At 49.3% G+C, this 16,488-nt stretch carries 17 protein-coding genes; 7 read left to right on the top strand and 10 right to left on the bottom strand.

Going from position 1 to position 16,488, the window contains the following annotated elements; all coding sequences use genetic code 11:
• Nucleotides 1-3: 3 nt before the first annotated feature.
• The 3 genes from BUB27_RS13780 to BUB27_RS13770 form a co-directional block, all read right to left on the bottom strand.
• Entirely contained in the window at nt 4-1,194 is a 1,191-nt protein-coding gene (locus tag BUB27_RS13780; RefSeq protein WP_159434970.1) for a serpin family protein, read from the bottom strand.
• A gap of 78 nt (nt 1,195-1,272) precedes the next feature.
• The gene (locus tag BUB27_RS13775; protein WP_143184441.1) at nt 1,273-2,670 is read right to left on the bottom strand and encodes a hypothetical protein; all 1,398 of its coding nucleotides are present in this window, start codon (nt 2,668-2,670) and stop codon (nt 1,273-1,275) included.
• Complete coding sequence (locus BUB27_RS13770; protein WP_234991759.1) at nt 2,670-3,212, bottom strand: rhodanese-like domain-containing protein; 543 nt, start codon at nt 3,210-3,212, stop codon at nt 2,670-2,672. The genes BUB27_RS13775 and BUB27_RS13770 overlap by 1 nt, the downstream gene beginning before the upstream one ends.
• A gap of 140 nt (nt 3,213-3,352) precedes the next feature.
• Here BUB27_RS13770 and pssA point away from each other — a divergent pair, with 140 nt between their 5' ends.
• The 4 genes from pssA to BUB27_RS13750 all read left to right on the top strand — a co-directional run bounded on the left by pssA (nt 3,353) and on the right by BUB27_RS13750 (nt 6,804).
• Complete coding sequence (pssA, locus tag BUB27_RS13765; RefSeq protein ID WP_143184440.1) at nt 3,353-4,174, top strand: CDP-diacylglycerol--serine O-phosphatidyltransferase; 822 nt, start codon at nt 3,353-3,355, stop codon at nt 4,172-4,174.
• Nucleotides 4,175-4,317: 143 nt separating this feature from the next.
• On the top strand, nt 4,318-4,923 hold the full coding sequence (locus tag BUB27_RS13760; RefSeq protein ID WP_143184439.1) for an N-acetylmuramoyl-L-alanine amidase family protein: 606 nt from the start codon (nt 4,318-4,320) through the stop codon (nt 4,921-4,923).
• Nucleotides 4,924-5,006: 83 nt separating this feature from the next.
• Nucleotides 5,007-6,446: a glycoside hydrolase family 10-like protein gene (locus BUB27_RS13755; protein WP_234991758.1), complete on the top strand. Its 1,440-nt coding sequence runs from the start codon at nt 5,007-5,009 to the stop codon at nt 6,444-6,446.
• Nucleotides 6,447-6,561: 115 nt separating this feature from the next.
• Complete coding sequence (locus BUB27_RS13750) at nt 6,562-6,804, top strand: hypothetical protein (protein WP_159434969.1); 243 nt, start codon at nt 6,562-6,564, stop codon at nt 6,802-6,804.
• A gap of 4 nt (nt 6,805-6,808) precedes the next feature.
• Here the strand turns inward: BUB27_RS13750 and BUB27_RS13745 are convergent, their stop codons facing one another.
• Genes BUB27_RS13745 through pyrE form a run of 3 tightly spaced genes read right to left on the bottom strand, consistent with a single transcriptional unit; the run spans nt 6,809 to nt 8,086 of the window.
• Complete coding sequence (locus tag BUB27_RS13745; RefSeq protein ID WP_143184437.1) at nt 6,809-7,189, bottom strand: hypothetical protein; 381 nt, start codon at nt 7,187-7,189, stop codon at nt 6,809-6,811.
• 28 nt (nt 7,190-7,217) lie between these two features.
• Nucleotides 7,218-7,496 carry a hypothetical protein gene (locus BUB27_RS13740; protein WP_143184436.1) on the bottom strand — a complete coding sequence of 93 codons (279 nt, stop codon included), beginning with the start codon at nt 7,494-7,496 and terminating at the stop codon, nt 7,218-7,220.
• 20 nt (nt 7,497-7,516) lie between these two features.
• On the bottom strand, nt 7,517-8,086 hold the full coding sequence (gene pyrE / locus BUB27_RS13735) for an orotate phosphoribosyltransferase (RefSeq protein ID WP_143184435.1): 570 nt from the start codon (nt 8,084-8,086) through the stop codon (nt 7,517-7,519).
• Nucleotides 8,087-8,211: 125 nt separating this feature from the next.
• On the opposite strand from pyrE, the gene BUB27_RS13730 reads away from it, so the two are divergent.
• The 3 genes from BUB27_RS13730 (at nt 8,212) to BUB27_RS13720 (ending at nt 10,697) form a co-directional block, all read left to right on the top strand.
• Nucleotides 8,212-8,829 (top strand): NADase-type glycan-binding domain-containing protein, encoded by a 618-nt coding sequence (locus BUB27_RS13730; protein WP_143184434.1) that lies wholly within the window; start codon nt 8,212-8,214, stop codon nt 8,827-8,829.
• Between the two features lie 32 nt (nt 8,830-8,861).
• Nucleotides 8,862-10,169: a hypothetical protein gene (locus BUB27_RS13725; RefSeq protein ID WP_143184433.1), complete on the top strand. Its 1,308-nt coding sequence runs from the start codon at nt 8,862-8,864 to the stop codon at nt 10,167-10,169.
• Nucleotides 10,170-10,490: 321 nt separating this feature from the next.
• A complete protein-coding gene (locus tag BUB27_RS13720; protein WP_143184432.1) occupies nt 10,491-10,697 on the top strand; it encodes a cold shock domain-containing protein in 207 nt (68 codons plus the stop codon).
• 485 nt (nt 10,698-11,182) lie between these two features.
• On the opposite strand, the gene BUB27_RS13715 is transcribed toward BUB27_RS13720, so the two are convergent.
• The 4 genes from BUB27_RS13715 to BUB27_RS13700 form a co-directional block, all read right to left on the bottom strand.
• On the bottom strand, nt 11,183-11,665 hold the full coding sequence (locus BUB27_RS13715; protein WP_143184431.1) for a hypothetical protein: 483 nt from the start codon (nt 11,663-11,665) through the stop codon (nt 11,183-11,185).
• 238 nt (nt 11,666-11,903) lie between these two features.
• Nucleotides 11,904-12,620 carry a PEP-CTERM sorting domain-containing protein gene (locus BUB27_RS13710; protein WP_143184430.1) on the bottom strand — a complete coding sequence of 239 codons (717 nt, stop codon included), beginning with the start codon at nt 12,618-12,620 and terminating at the stop codon, nt 11,904-11,906.
• Nucleotides 12,621-13,229: 609 nt separating this feature from the next.
• On the bottom strand, nt 13,230-14,792 hold the full coding sequence (locus tag BUB27_RS13705; RefSeq protein WP_143184429.1) for a HoxN/HupN/NixA family nickel/cobalt transporter: 1,563 nt from the start codon (nt 14,790-14,792) through the stop codon (nt 13,230-13,232).
• Nucleotides 14,793-14,853: 61 nt separating this feature from the next.
• Entirely contained in the window at nt 14,854-16,275 is a 1,422-nt protein-coding gene (locus BUB27_RS13700; protein ID WP_200797130.1) for a metal-dependent hydrolase family protein, read from the bottom strand.
• Nucleotides 16,276-16,488: the final 213 nt, after the last annotated feature.

Here is a 16,488-nt window from a genome sequence, read left to right as displayed (position 1 = left end):
TCTCTAATGGGCTCGCGGATCAGCCACTCTTCCCATGAAGAGTACCATTCCTGTGCGGCTGTCCTGAACCAGGAAGAGAAAGGCTCTATCAGCCTTAAACTCGAAACCCCGTCCGGTCTGCTCAAAGACTCGATCCAGTAACACCGCGCTGGAAGCTTTCAGGACATCGCACCCCATTTCATCGACCTTGAAATAGCTCTTCTGATAGACGGGGCCTAACACCGTATTTCGTGTAGCATCTATCTGGGTCAATTCAGCACTCCCTTTCGGGTCATCAAAAGCCCGCTTGATTCCCAAGCCCTTCAAAGCTGGCATGAGAGGCTGGCTCTCTCCTTTCAGCTCGAATCTTGGCATATGGAGGCGGAGGGTCCGCTGTGGTAGATCCCTCATGTCCATCAGGTCTTTTGCCTTCAAATTTTGCTCTAGCCCACTCAGCCCATCCACCACCTTGGGAACTATCAGAACCAGGTGACATTCCGAGTACTGGCCAAATGGCAAACTTATCGCCGTCCAGGAACTATTCGCCAAGTAACCATACTTTCCCTCCCGCTGCATCATCGGCACCTGCACCGCCTTGCCGTCATGGAGATGGAATCCACCCGGCTTCGTCAACTTCACATCAAAGGGCTCATGCCAAGGAGCCTGGAAGAACAAGCCATTCAGTAACAGCAGTGAAGAATCCTTCCGGACGGCATTCTCTGGCAGAGCATTCTCGATCCGCTGAAGACTTTCATGTGCCACCCAGGCATTGACCTGCTTCTGAATGCGTTGGTGATCTCGCTCGAAATCCTTTTTCTCCATGCCGTAGCCAGCCACGTCACGACCAATTTCCAGATAATCTCGCTCATAGTTTCTCTGCTGACTGAGATAAATGCGGTTCAACAAAAACAGATCTAACGGATCTTCTTTTCCTTCAAGCTGCTTTGGAAGCCCCCTGGAATAGCGCTCTACCATGTCCCCATAGACATTCGCATGCTGGATCACGGTATCCCCTCTCTCACCCAGGAGCTTCAAGCCAGCGTAGAGCTCATCCCTGGTTCGCTTCTCAGCCCCCACCTCAATCATCGATAAGGCAGCATGCAGCGCATAGGGAGAATAACAGAAGTTCTGCTTCTTCTCGACCTGCTGATACAGATCAACAGCAAAGCCATTCACCACCCCAGAAAGCACGGGTAGATCTTCCGCTCTGAGCAAAGCAGCTAAAACCATTAAAAGAACAAAACTCCGCATAGCATCACTTTACACTATATCCCTTATCTTGACCTATTTTAACTAAGATAAAGCATTTTTCAAAATAAACCTGACATGCTCGATCCACTTAGAATACTCACCTTTTGAAGAATTCTCCAGCTCCTCCAGTTTGGACTGAATCCTGAATTCGAGCTCACTGGACAGCTGCTCAAATATGGAATTTTTCCTCTGGATTGTATCAAACACTAGACTCCGAACGCTCGACTCCGAAGTATCTTTGATGAGGTAATCTAACCCGTCGCAGACAAATGCCCAAAACGATTTTCTCCCAATCATGTTCATGTAATGTTCGCATCCGCTGGGGCTAGCACTCTCAATATCCTCACGATAGCTTCTTAATTCTTCCAGAGTGAGTAGATCTGGCAGCACTTGATAAACGATAAACTTCTCGCTGCCAGAGGCTTTCAGTAAATCATGAATACTTAATTCCAAGATGCGCTTCGGCTCAAGATTCACTATTGCCTGCAGACAAAGCATCCGGGTTCTTTTACATCCCTCCCTCACCCCTCTGACAAAAACATCCAGATCTGAAGCCCTTTCATAGTCAGCAATATAATAAAACGACTCTCCAGAGAGACCTGCATACTTAGCGTACACATCTCTTTGGTACTCCTTTTCCAAATAGTATCTCCCGAGATCCCTTAAACCCTTGCTCTTATGCAAAGCCATGGACCACAAAAAATCTTCTGAGGCCATCTTTCCTTGTGACAACAAGTAATAGAGATAACGACGCCTAACAAGAGCCGACCTATCGGACTCGAAAGCTGCGACTTCAGTGTCAGTCAACCGGTCACACTCCCCAATGAGATTCAAAAGTAACAAGCGGTTTCTGGGGTCACTATCAGACATCATCCACGGACGAAGCTTCTGGTCACCATTCATAGAGAGCTTGTACAAATACTTACGGAAAGCTAAATCAAACTTAAAAAAACATTCCTCATCCAGATGAGAAACACGCTCCAAAACATCTCGCTGGATTACCTTATATGCAGGTTTTGTGACCACTCTCGCTTTTCGAGAAAGATACAGAATGATTCTCTGATTGGCATAAATTGCTGATAATGGAAGCTGATTAAAATTGGCTATAATCCAATCTGAAGCAATTGAGCTGATTTGCGGAACCCAATCCGACAACCTCAACATTATACGCTCTTCGTCCCCCTCCTGGAAATGATCAATGATAAATCTCAGGGATCTCTCTCTAATAAATCCCGAATAGTCGGACGCCCCGATCCAATGCGCTAATCTAGCCTCTTGCCGAATACTAGATAGACTCAAGCCCTTAAACTCAGAGGTTCTTATATCATAATTACGATGCAATTCCTCGAATGTAAGATCAATACTTACGCGCCCGGGTGCAGTTCCGGCCTGAGTCACATCTGGGCGACCTTTTAGCTTGTTTAGAATCCAGCGAAACATCACTCCATCTCCAACCTATATCGCGGCACGCTTTTGTCGACTTCCTTGCTCCAGGCATCAATGCCGCCGGTCATGCCGCGGGCCCCCTTGAGACCATGACCCTGGAACCAGGCACAGGTATCTAGTACGCGCCCCCCAGTGTGATCATAGAGCACTATCAGCCTGTCTTTGCCCCAGGTCCCAAACAATTCCTGCTGGTACTCCTGCGTCATGAATTTGGAGCCTGCGATCGCGACCGCCTCATGCTCTTCACGTGTTCGGGTATCCAGTAAGAGAACCTCTTCACCCGAATCCATGAGAGCTTTCACCTCCTGAGGAGAGATCAACATGGCTTTGTCCACTTCGTGACTCTCAAGGATGTACTCGATTGCCTCATCAGCCTTGATCTCGTTGCGCTCACAAACCTCGGCTAAAGTCTCGTCATCCCTATAGGCACAAGAGCTACAGCCCCCGATATGATAGCGAGCAAAGAGAGCGCGCTTGGAGCCAGGGAAAGTGGAGGTGATCTCCGCCATTGTGGTGTTCGCAGTAAGGTCAGCCATGTCTGGGCGCAAGATACATACACTCAGGCCAGTTTTCGCAGTAAAAAAGAAACCATTTTTGAAAATTGCACGTACACTAGTTTAACCGGGCGGTAATTTTCCACTGTTTATCCGCCCTCAACTATGCTCAAGCTACGTCGATGCAAGAAGAACGCGAGGAACCTAAAATCTATCTCCTGCCCAACCTGATGACCGCCGGCAATCTCTGCTGCGGCTTCTTTGCTGTACTGACTATTTTCAATGGCATGCAGATGGACTCCTTCGGAACCGCTTACCCTATGTACCAGCGGGCCATTATGCTGATCTTTGCCTCCTGTATCTTCGATCTTCTGGACGGTCGCCTGGCTCGCCTCGGCGGTCAGGAGTCCCCGTTTGGTCAGGAATTTGACTCCATCGCAGACGTCGTCTCCTTCGGCATGGCTCCCGCCCTGCTGGTCTCCAAAGCAGTTCTCTTCCCCCTGTCTGAAAAACTAGGCAGTGACAACAAGATCATCTGGGCTATCGCCTTCATCTACTTGCTCTGCGGTGCCATGCGCCTGGCGCGCTTCAACTGCCTCGCCAATATGCCCAAGAAGGAAGGCGACTCCATGGACTTCCGCGGTATCCCCATTCCGATGGCAGCGGGCTTCATTGCCTCCATCACCTTCCTCATCATCCACCTTTACGAATCCGATAAGAACCTCGGCATCTGGAGTTACGTACTCGCAGCCGTGATGCTCGGACTATCCGCCCTGATGCTCAGCAACGTACGCTACCCCAGCTTCAAGAAAGTCGACTGGAGCACCAAAGGCTCGCTCTGGGGTATCCTTCTGGGAGGTATGGTCATCATGCTTCTCGTCATCGAAGCCACACGCTGGTATGCGCCGACCCTCATTTTCAGCTGCTATCTGATCTATGGCCTGGTGCGCCCCTTTCTCTCCAAGAAAGTACAAAAGACCCTCGCTGAGTCCGTAGACGGCTAAGTCCCGCATCCATCGCTTTTTCTGAATGCCGCATCCTTCATGCGGGCATTTTTTATTTAGACGCATTAACTATTTAAATAAGTTTAAAAAATATTGACCCAGGTCATTAAAGTTTTTAAAATTTCATCTGAAGCGTCTATCTCATGAAAATCCCAAGGCTACCACAGTTCACCCTCATCCTATTGGCAGTGCTCAGTATGGTCAGCCTTGCCAGCGCTGCGAAATTCAGCCGAGTCATTCTGGATCCAGGTCATGGAGGCAAGGACAAAGGCGCTATCTGGGGTGGAGTTCGTGAGTCCGATCTCAACCTGAAAGTCGCTCGCAAGGTAGAGACTCTACTGAAAGCCCGCGGAATCCCCGTAACGATGACCCGCAGAAGCGACCAATTCATCTCACTCAGCAAGCGGGCCAATATCGCCAATAATTATCGCGGCGCCATCTTCGTGAGTATTCACTTTAATGCCAGCACCCACACTTCCGTAAGAGGGCTGGAAACCTATTACGCCAGCGCCAAAGGAAAGGCTCTCGCTCAGCAGATCCACAGCCGCATGGTGAAAAAACTCAATATCAAGGACAGGAAAACACGCCTGGGTGCCAAGTACGCCGTGCTTAACCAGACGCATTGCCCCGCAATTTTGGTGGAGTGCGGATACATCAGTAATCCTTACGAGCGGAAACGCTGCTCCTCCTCTTGGTACCAGTCCCTCTGTGCGAGCGCCATCGTTGACGGAATCGTGGCCTACCGGTAAGGCGCTCTTGCTGATTACTGAAATTCCCCCCGTTTACGGACTTTTCCATTTCATTCAGCTGAAGCTGGGCTAGTATACAGCCCGTGATTCGCGCCTTACTAATTCTTGCACTGACCGCCGTCTCAGCCCTGGCACAAGGGTATACCCGCAGCAACGAACAACCTCCCCTGTTTCCCCGGGAATTCCGCGCGGCCTGGGTAGCCTGTGTCTACAATATTGACTGGCCATCACGCCCCGGTCTCTCGGCCTCGGCCCAGCAAGCTGAACTCCTCCGCATTCTCAATGAAGCCCAAGCCCTGAACCTGAATGCGATCATTTTCCAGGTCAGGCCGAATGCTGACGCCCTCTACAAATCCTCGATCGAGCCTTGGTCTCACTGGCTCTCCGGCACGATGGGCCGCTCACCCGGCTACGATCCACTCGCCTTCTGTATACAGCAGGCCCATGCCCGGGGTATTGAAGTGCACGCCTGGTTCAATCCCTTCCGTGCTTTGCCGAACAAGGATATCCCGACTGCCCGCAACCACGTCATGCGCACCAACAAAGGTGATATTCGCCCCTACAAGCAATACCGCTGGCTCGACCCTGCCTCCTCCTTTACCCGTAACCGCGCCCTCTCCGTCATTCTCGATGTCGTCAAACGCTATGACATCGATGGCGTTCACATCGACGACTATTTCTACCCCTATCCCACGGTCGTCAACGGCCGTCCCAACCCCGAGTTCCCAGACGGGAAGACTCCTGCCCAGCGCCGCGCCTACGTGGATTCCTTCGTCCAGTCCATGTACAGCTCTGTCAAGCAGACCAAACCATGGGTGCGGGTAGGCATTTCGCCTTTTGGCATCTGGCGCCCGGGTCATCCTGCTGGCATTGAAGCCGGTATCGACGCCTACGAACATCTTGCCGGAGATTCACGCAAGTGGCTACAAAAGGGCTGGTGTGATTACCTCTCACCCCAGCTTTACTGGAGAATCTCTCCCAGAAAACAGTCATACACCGCACTACTCGCCTGGTGGCGTTCCCAAGGCTCACGCCCCGTCTGGCCCGGCATTGCGACAGCCCGTATCAATTCCTCAGAGGATCCCGGTCGAAAAGCCTCCGAAATCGTCAATCAAGTCAATTACTCCCGCACCATCGGCAAAAACTGGGTAGGCCACGTCCATTGGAGCATGAAGTCACTCATGCAAAATCGAGGAGGCATCAGCAACGACTTGAAAAAATCTGCCTACCTTGCCCCTGCACTCGTACCACCGATGCCCTGGCTCAGCAAAAGCACCCCAGGCCTTCCCTCCATCTCAGCCACCTTGCAGGGCAACATTACTCTGGTCCGCTGGCAGCCTGTCCGAGATGCCTCCAAGTACGCCGTTCAGGCTCGCTACGGCAAGGACTGGCACTCTATTAGTGTGACTTACGCATCTGGTATCAACTTGAAAGGCAGCCCAGATGCGATTGCCGTCTCCTCCGTGGATCGATTCGGCAACACCAGCCAGCCATTTGTCATTTCAAAAAGCAGACGAAGATAAGACAAAGAATTCGGCATATATCGTTGACAATTACCCGGTTCCATCGCATCTCCCGCGCAGATCAGAAACTAAAGAAACCTAAATTTCTTTACAACTGCTGGAAAAACAGCCTAACATGGCCCGGAACTTAGCCAGCCCCCCTGCTACATTCATCATGAAAGTCAAAGTCTTCATCGCCACATCACTTTTTCTCCTCAGCGGCTGGCTCGGCCTCGCCTACTTCCACCAAGTAGACATGGCAAGCTATTCAGCCCAAGATGATGCTAATCTCGCCCTCTCTGCAGATCAGGACGAGACACCAGACTTGGTCAGCAAACTGCCAACGCCTGATGAGCTAGGCACCATAGTCGCAGAATAAGCGGCTAACCTCTGGTGACTTCAGTCACCTTTCCTTTGACCACGACAAAATTCAGCCGCTCAGGTCGATAATCACGCGTGACTATGCGGTGCTCACCGTCCTCTTGGATGACACGTGCAGACCTTCCTTCGGATTTGGCTAACTCCATGGCAGCTTTCAGCTCCATCCCTAGGTAGCGGTCATCCCCCTTCGGCTCAGATTTCGCACTTTTCAGTGATTCGTCCGTCTCACTCTCTGCCTTCTTTTCAGCCATTTTTTTAGTCTCACCCGGTTGCTTCTGAGCTCCCGGCTCAGCAGATTTCTTCACCGCCTTCTCTTCATCAACTCTAGAGCAGCTAGTGAAAAGAGAAAGCCCAGCTAATGCAAATACGACATGCTTCATCATGTCCACGCTAACACAGATCCCTGCAAGCTCAAGCAATCAACAAATAGCTCGGCGCGCGCTCGAACATCCGCTTCAGCTTTAAACCACGGAAGCAGATCATCACCGTTGCCCAAATTGCCAAAAACGTCCAAGCCATGCTCCAGTGACCAGCATAGATGAACAGCGCACTTGGAATGGGAAGTAGGTAGCGGCTTAGCCACAGAGTACCCACCACCAACCAGACTGCGAGCATCAAGGGCATGAGAAAGAAAGAGCGCCACAAAAGAGAGCCGCATGCTGCGAGATCTTTCTTCAGTGACGCTTCCATAGCTCAAGAATAGCAGAGAACTATTCGCCTAACAAGGTCGCTCTACTGTAAAGAGCAACAACCGGAATCCCACGCTCCTCGATGGCTTGGCGCCCACCTTCCTCACGATCGACAAGGACCAGAGCGAACTTCACGGTACCACCAGCGGCCTCGATCGCATCGATAGCCTTAAGGGTAGAACCACCTGTGGTGATCACATCATCTACCACGACAACCTGGTCGCCTTCTTTGAAGTTTCCTTCAATCTGCTTACCGCGTCCGTGGCCTTTAGGCTCCTTGCGGATATTGAATACCTGAAGCATTTCTTCCGGGTGCTCCATGGCTGAAGTCATGCCCACTGCCAAGGAGATCGGATCCGCCCCCATGGTCATACCACCGATGGCATCGATATTAAGACCATCATTCTGGATCTTTTCACGAACAGCCGCCCAGCCAAGCTGGCCAATCAGGCGGGCGCCCACTGGATCAAGCGCCGTGACGCGGCAATCAATATACAGATCGGACTTCGCTCCAGATGCGAGGGTGAACTCACCAGTCCTCACGGACTTTGCCAACAAAATTGCCTTCAGCTCATCGTAAATAGCGGACATGCCGAAACCTTCCTATTCTCCCCCAAAAAAGTAAACACGTTATTAAGCCGAATGCTTCTTAAGCGACACCTAAAAAGCTAGATTTTCAGCATTTAATTCTTTCCAGCTTCTTCTAGGATACCCACATGAAAGCATTCCTACCCGCATTGAGCTTAGGCTCTCTGCTGTACACCTCATGTGCAGACAAAATCACCGCCCCTCCCCTGCCCACGCCTCCTGAAGTCGACGACCATGGCCACGGGATTGGCTGCAGCTGGTATTGCGGAGCTCCACCGATTTCAATCAATGCCTCAACCACTCTGCGTGATGGAATCCATTCCTATGACGTAAGCAATATCCACGATTACAAAAAAGACACTGTCTGGGTGGAGGGAGCTGAAGGCTATGGCATCGGAGAAAGTGTCACGTTTCATTTCGACACTAGAGCCAAGCAGTACGAGGAGAGAGAAAACCCTCTGGGAATTAATAGGCTATCACTCATCAATGGCTTTGCACGAACCAGTACTCATTGGAGTCAAAATAGCCGGGTCAAAACGCTGAAGATTCTGGTAAATGGCAAATATCTGAGCACCGTGAATCTGAAGGATACCGTAGAGCCTCAATCGGTAGAGTTCCCGGATATCACCTTCAAGCCCGGTACAATCACCCAAGTCAGCTTCGTCATCACGGATGTCTATCCTGGCACCCACTTCCAAGACACGGCGATTGCAGACATCTTCTTTTCAGGCTTCGGCGTGCACTAAAGATGGTATAAGTAAGAGATACTCTCTAGTACATGCGATTACCTCCACAAATCATCGAAGCCCTCATCCCCGCAGCAGGTCCATGCTACCCAGACTGGACCTCAGTTAGATCATCCATTGAGAACCTCTACCACGAGAATGAACATGCCGAGATTTGGAATCATGTGGCTAGGTTTTGGGTCTGCGGTATCCAGCAGCAATACGGCAAGGGTTATGAAATTTACGAAACAGAAAATTTCCTTCTCCTTTCCAAAGATAGCAAGCGGAGCATCAAGCATGCGTGCAAAGCTTATGAAAGCGCGCTTAAACAAATTTTTAAGGTCTTGCCCGGCATTGCTGCTAACAACAAAACAGGCAAATACGTGGGACTCATGTTTCGTAGTCCGGAGGAGTACTACCAGTACATCACTCCATTTCACCAAGATGGAGAAAACCCCTCATCTGGTGGAATTTTTATCAGCTCAGGATACCCCCATTTCGCTTTTCCCGTTATCGATTACGTGAGTTCAAAAACCGTCTTTGTTCATGAACTCACCCATGCCTGCTTGTCCCACCTCTCTATTCCTCTGTGGGTCAATGAAGCCATCGCGATGAGAATGGAGCAAGTAGTCTGTAACACGATTACGATGAGCATGGACCGCCTGCTCTTACAGGAATGCTATGAGTACTGGAACGAGTCCACGATCCAAGGTTTTTGGAGTGGGGAGTCATGGTTCCTGCCGGGAAACAGTAATCCATTCAGCTATAATCTGGCGCAAACACTCTGGCTGAGAATCGAGCATGACCTGGAAGCCACCCAGGACGAAATCCTAGAATTCTTGGCGACAGCCGATCCAGCCGATGGAGGAGAAGCAGCCTTTCAGCAAATCTTCGAGCATAGCTTGGGAGATTTAGCCGCCAGTCTTCTGGGCGAGGGCGCATGGGAGCCTATCCCCTCAGACTGGCCTACGGTTGTTTTGGGGGAAGATTCGCACCAAGATGATGAGGACACATCCAGCGAGCAGACATTCCAAGTAGACCTCGAACTCGAAGACTTTGAGCTTCAGAATCAAATCTCCGCGAAAGACGCCCAGAGAGTACTACCAGCACTAGAGCACCACTGCATCAGATTCTACATTCTGGACGAGGACAGTCCAAATGGCTCACTCCAGACACTAGAGGATTTCCCCCCAGAAACCATTGCCTCAAAAATACGCTTAGCTGTTCATCAGGAAGACTTGGCTCGCTATTTTCCCATCATGCATAAGCTCTTGGGTCATCCTGTACCCGCTGCTCACAAGAAAAGCCTCTGGAAAAACCGAGTGAGAGGCCTCAACTACACCCCCCACGAAGACTCCTGATCAGCATATTGTCGGAAATATCTCGACTTGTGAGACTTAGCCACTAATATGCACCCCAATACGTTGCGTCCATCCCTCATCTCAGCCCAGTGTCGTAAGAGCAACCCCAAGTAAAAACATTTCATCCAATCAGTACCACCCGCGTTCTACCGCTGAGATAGCGCCTCCCAATTTCTTTGTTTTACGGCAACAATTCGCCAGCCCCCAAATCGGGTCCCTCGACTCTCGCTGAGCCATTGCCATTCTCAATTTTTCACATCTGTTTACGTCCTGGTGGCAACGTGAATGGATTTTAAACGCCACCAAATTGAATTAAGTAATATGTTAAAAGGTATAGTAAAATGGTTTAATGCAGAAAAAGGCTACGGCTTCATCACTCCTGCTGAAGGCGGGAATGACATTTTTGTGCACCACTCAGAAATTCAGGCCAATGGCGGCTTCGCCAGCCTGGACGAGGGTCAAGCCGTAGAATTTGAGTTAGGCCAAGGCAAAAAAGGACCTTGCGCGACCAACGTCCGCGCCCTCTAAGCAGATCTCGCTTTACCAAGCTTTGCCGGGATCATCCGGATCCCGCAGAGCTTCCACTACCCCGAGCCTTGCAAAAGGCAAAAAAAGAGCCTGCAGCGAGCTGCAGGCTTTTCTGTTCTCCAAATGGAGCCGGATGTCAGACTACACTTATATCCTAAAATAAAAGGATTCTCGGAATACGATAAGGAGGACTGTGTCCTAGTTTTACGTCTACACGTTCACTCTCTGAATTATATTCCCCGTCGATTCTTCCTCCCTAGCTGAAGGTGGGAATATTGCGTATCTGACTATGCCGCGCCCAAATTCATGTGATCTAGGCCCACTCAGAATTCAGTTTATTAAGTAATAATCATAGACATATTCGAGTAATCAACCGATGTCTTCCACCGCTTCCAGGGAAAACTGCACCTCCCCCCAGAGGTGCAGTCATGGTTGTGCTGGAATATCAGCTACGGCAGACTACTCAATGCAACCCGCCACCAAAATTAAGGTCGACTCTGATCATATAGGGCAAGAGCTTTTGCCAATTTCGAAGCATCCGCTTTACTTATTGAAGACAGAACAGAGCCTGATTTAGTAGTAGTCCTTATCACTCTATTCTTGAGACTGACAAATACCTTCACCATCTTGTCACCTTTGCCCCATTGGATCAGGTAATCTGCATGGAAGCCGTGACGATTAAATATACTGCGGCTGGCCTTTTGGAGCTTCAATGAAACAAGTACATCCAACAGTTGTGAAGTGGGCTTGTACGAAGGGCTGTAAAAGCCACTCCGATCAATGACCACGATATTATCCTTGCCAAGTTCTTGGGCTACTTTCTCTGACTCGCAGCAATGGCATGGGATTCCCTCGAACACCTCAACACTGCTGTTACTGTTGACTATACGATCATCCGCGGATGACACATCCAACATACCACTCCAGAATAACAGTGCCAGTAACAGCACTAACTTATAGTATTTCATACTTAGTCAATTCTCTACTTTCTTGCTTAGCTCACGAATAGGTCAAGATCAGCCAGTGAAAACAAGCACTACAGTATTCCACTGGAAGACCCTATCTTAACATCTGTTAGCCCTACTCTTCTAGAGATGCAACATCATCTCAGAGACGAAAGCTAAGGCCTCTCTGTATTCTACATAGGGTATGTTAGCGCATGAAACCTGCATTCCTGTGATCAACATGCAGCCATCCCCGAAACGACTATTTTCTACGACGACGCAATAATAGCATCGTACACCCTAGAGCTGATAAGCTCAATGATGATGGCTCAGGAACAGCTGTCAGTGACAGATTATCGAAAACAACACTCTCCCCTAACAGACCAGCAGTAGTTCCTGTGTCTATTTTCACATAGAGATCATTCCCTGCAAAATCTTCATTAACAGTGAATTGAAAGCTAGCTGTATCGGACGAGCCAAACAGGCCCAATACGTCTACCACACCTAGGAGGCCAGCATGGTTAGTATTGAGATCCACAGATGTAAAGCCATTCACATTATCATGGTAGCCGATCTCAATCTCCACATCCTGAAGAAGGCCTACAGCAGATGCCTGAGACACACCAATAGTCAGCTCATACGTCTGGCCTGTATTCAGAGTTTCGTTAAAAATTCTCGTAGAGGATACTGACCCTAGTGCACCAGTCACACCTGTACCAGATATTTGGAAACTGCCATCGCCAGGCATACTTGCAGAGAGATTGTAGATGACTCCAGCTCCAAGAGTCACAGTAGTACTCCAGCCATCACCCAAGGTACCTGTTTCGCTATCACCTAAGGCGATAAGAGAACCCGCAGTCACCGGCCCTGCAGGACCTCCACTATGACTAAACGCATTGGCGACCACTGTGGATGAATAAGCTGAATTCGCTAGGAATACACTAGTAGCGACCCCCATAACTGTCGATTTTACACACATAACTATTCTTTGTTTTATTGGTGGGAATGAGAAGATTTTCACCTTCTATTCATTAATAACCATTCACACATTCAATAGCTACCAATTAACTTGTGCATATAATCTATCGACTAACAGATTATGTGGTAGGGTGAATTTTTATCAAAGCATAAATATCTGTACACGACATATCAGACTTTTTTTCTAGCAGAAGCCTACCAGACTTGATAGATTTTCAAATTTTTTCACGCAAACGAGCGCAATCACCCTGTATCCGAGAAACCCCATGATTAGATACCCACTTGGCTCTAATCATATCCCCTGGGCGGGTATTGGCACACCAGGGAGTTGAGGAGGGCTACAAGGTTTGATCATAGAACTCGGCTCGGCTGCCCCCTGCTCTGACCCACTCTCGTAGCGCTTCGCGCCACAGAGCGCGCCTGCCTCGGCGTCAAGCAAGCGGTTCAAGGTCTCTTCGGCATTCTCGCGTACCTTGCTATCCAGCAGTTTGGATATCTCAGTTTCATCTATCCTGATGAACTTCTTCTATTCTTGGTTCTCGTAACTCATGTTGCTGGATACCAATTAATAAAAGGGGCATAATCTTTCATAACCTGGGAATCAAATTTGTCATTCTTTCATATTCTCAGTTGCTGTCTCTGACACATGGAGAGGCAGCTCAACTCTGGAGCCTAGAGTGATCGCGAACAAGCATAAGCCGATTAGAAGAACCGCTAACGCACCCACAACCCGTATTCGATTTTCAAAGCTCTTACGTTTATGGTGTTCGCTTCTAGCTCGACGCCCCAGTATTCGCCTTCCCCACAAAGCCAATACTCCTATACCGCTCATAGCCACAGCCATACCTGCTGAAATAGCTAAAACCAGTAAAACCGCTGGACCGAGCAAGTCATTTGCCATTCCAAAGAGCAAGACCAGCAATGCACCTGTACATGGAACCCCACCAACAGCCAAAGCGAGCCAGCCATTCAAACTCCAGTGCTCTTTTTTGGTAGCAGCACAGGCACAGCAACCATCATAGTGACCATGAGCTACATGTGAATGTCTAGCCACTCGAAGTGCTTTCCACAGCATCCATCCGCCGATCACGGCTATCATAGCGTAGCTTACCAATCTCACGGTCTGGTAGTCGGAAGGAGATTGGCCTGTAGTTCGCCGCACAGTGAAATCAGTCACCCAGACGAGAATAATCGCAGAAAGTACGTGAAAGATGGCAATCTTGGTTCCCATTAACAATCCGCGACTGAAGCTCCCCCCTTCACCTACAAAGTAAGAGATCACAACCGCCTTTCCATGCCCGGGCCCTAGGGTATGGACTAAACCGTAAACAAAAGAAATGAATACCCCCCACCATAGTGGACCGGTTGATTCACGATCACGGATCGTAGTCATCGTCTTAGTAAACAAAAGCGACACCTTGGCTTGGAGGTTCTTGAACCAACCATGAGCAGGGCTACTCACCGGCACCGGGATCTGCGCCAGAATATTCGAATCCTTTGAAGAGTATTCGGAAACTATTACCTGCTTCATCAAGTACGCCACATTTACCACACTGCTGCCATCGACTAGGAACAGTTGATATTGTCTGGGTTTCAGTTTGATTATCCCTTCCACCCAGACAGGAGCAAAAAGCCCTCGGTCAGGAATACCTTCGGGGACGGTAACATGAATCATCTGGTTCGGCGGAGGAGGCGGACTATGAACACAAGCTCCAATCCAAGGAACAAGCAGAAATTCAACGATCCTGCCTCCCTGGACTTTAAGTGGCAGGGCATATCCTGGGATCCGAATTCTGGTACCATCAATGTTGGCATCAGCCCGTTCGGCACGCTTCTTCCGTTCCCGCGCTACCCGCTCCCGCTGTGAAAGAATCCAGTCAACATCAATTCCCTGAGCTTCTAGTTCTGCGATGAGTTTCTTTTCTTCCTGGGTCCTCGCTGCTGTTAAGCCAGAGGTGTCACGCTCCCGGAGCATCCGGTAACGAGCAATCAATCCAAGGTCCCATAGCTGTGAGTCGTTGAGTTTGGCGAACGGGTCATCAAACTCAACTTGATTACTGGGTAGAAGTTCTTTCCACCCAATGTCACGCACTTCTGCTTGGCAATAGGTGAGAGGCAAAACTAGACCTGAGAGAATAAAGAACAGGATCAACCTCCATTTGTAACATTTCATCAATACTGTTAGGTAGAGAATGAAAGTAGCTCGCTAACTTTTATTAACAAAGGATTCTTGATCAAGGAGAGTCACTGTTTATAGCGTCAGTATTTTTAACTGTGTACTTGTAGATCACGCCGTCTTTCATGATTAGGTCAAAGTTTTTGTCTGGATCACTCACGAGGTCCAGATTCTCGAGTGGATTACCATGGACAAGAATCATGTCAGCGTAAGCTCCTTCCTCGATTACTCCGAGAGGCCCTAATGGGTATGGTGTAAGCTTACCTGAAAGTTTCAATAATTGGGCATTGTCGTAGGTTGCCATTTTCAAGGCCTCGAACGGTGTGAACCATTTTTTCAACTTTGCCAACTGAGCTCCCTGTCGTTTGGCCAGATCAGCACTGAAGAGTGTATCTGTGCCGAAAGCGAACTTAATGCCCAACTTCTTTCCGTTCGTATAAACGAAATCCGTGCCATCGGTGACAAACTTGTATTTGGCTTTCTGAAAATCATTCAGAGCTGGCGCATCTTCGTCGTCGAGGAAGGGCTGCACACTGAGCCAAACGCCTTCTTTCTTCAGACGCTTGAGAGTATCCAAGGTGGCCATGTGGCCGTGCTCAACGCATGCGACACCCGCATCAATCGAGTGATTTACAGCTTCATCATTGATAGCATGGGTGTGTACATAGGTTCCCCAGTTTTTAGCAACTTCGACAGATGCCTTCAGTTCATCCAGCGTAAATTGCTTCGTATGGATAGGATCGTAGGACGAGGTCACCCCCCCACCGGCCATCATCTTGATCTGCGTAGCACCCTGCATTAGGTTTTCTCGAGTACGTTTGATGACTTCTGGTACTCCATCCGCGATATAGAACATATTTTCTCTCTCGAACGAATGCAAGTGGCCTGTAGCTGTAGGAAGATCTCGGGTCATGCGGAAATCCATATGCCCCGACGTTTGTGAAATGGCAGGTCCGGACGGGAACACCCGCGGCCCGATGATCAACCCTTCATTGGTGGCGCGAGCAATATCAAACATCGGCCCAGCAGCATCACGTACCGTCGTGAAGCCTCGGTAGAGTGTATCACGCTGCGCGACTGAGGTGAGAAGATTCCAGTAGCCCTCATTAGTTGTCATGAGTTGAGGAATTGTCGCAGTCGCATAGACTCCGTGCCAGTGAGCGTCGATCAGACCAGGAATGAGCGTGTAACCATCTGCCTTGATTTCAAAACAGCCTTCTGGAACTTTCAAGCTTGGACCTATCTTAGCTATCAGCTGTCCCGAGATTAGAACGTCCGCCTTCAGGAGTTCTTGCTCATGACCGTTAAAGATCTGTGCTCCTCGAATCACGACATGCTCATATCGTACAGCCGGGCCATAATGATTTCCATGTACGATTTTTCCAGTTGGCGCCATAGAGTGGTTTTCGTGGGCGAAGCCACTTGAGATAGTCGCAGCAATGCCAATGCACGACAGAACCGCGTTAATTGCTTTATTCATGGATTTTACTTTCTGTTATTTTTAGGGGGGGGGAGAAAGATTAAACGACAGCTCTAACTGAGCAGCGCGGATTAGTGACCCTCCGTGTCCACTCACAACCTTAGATGCACGTTCACGCTAGTAGATATACAGACATACTTGGATGTTTATGATTATTTTTCTTATATGGTTTTGTTAGAATCAATTACTAGTTCACACTGGCAACCTCATTGA

It is taken from the genome of Rubritalea squalenifaciens DSM 18772 (assembly GCF_900141815.1).
Taxonomy (GTDB): domain Bacteria; phylum Verrucomicrobiota; class Verrucomicrobiia; order Verrucomicrobiales; family Akkermansiaceae; genus Rubritalea; species Rubritalea squalenifaciens.
This window is presented reverse-complemented; position numbering and strand designations above follow the sequence as displayed.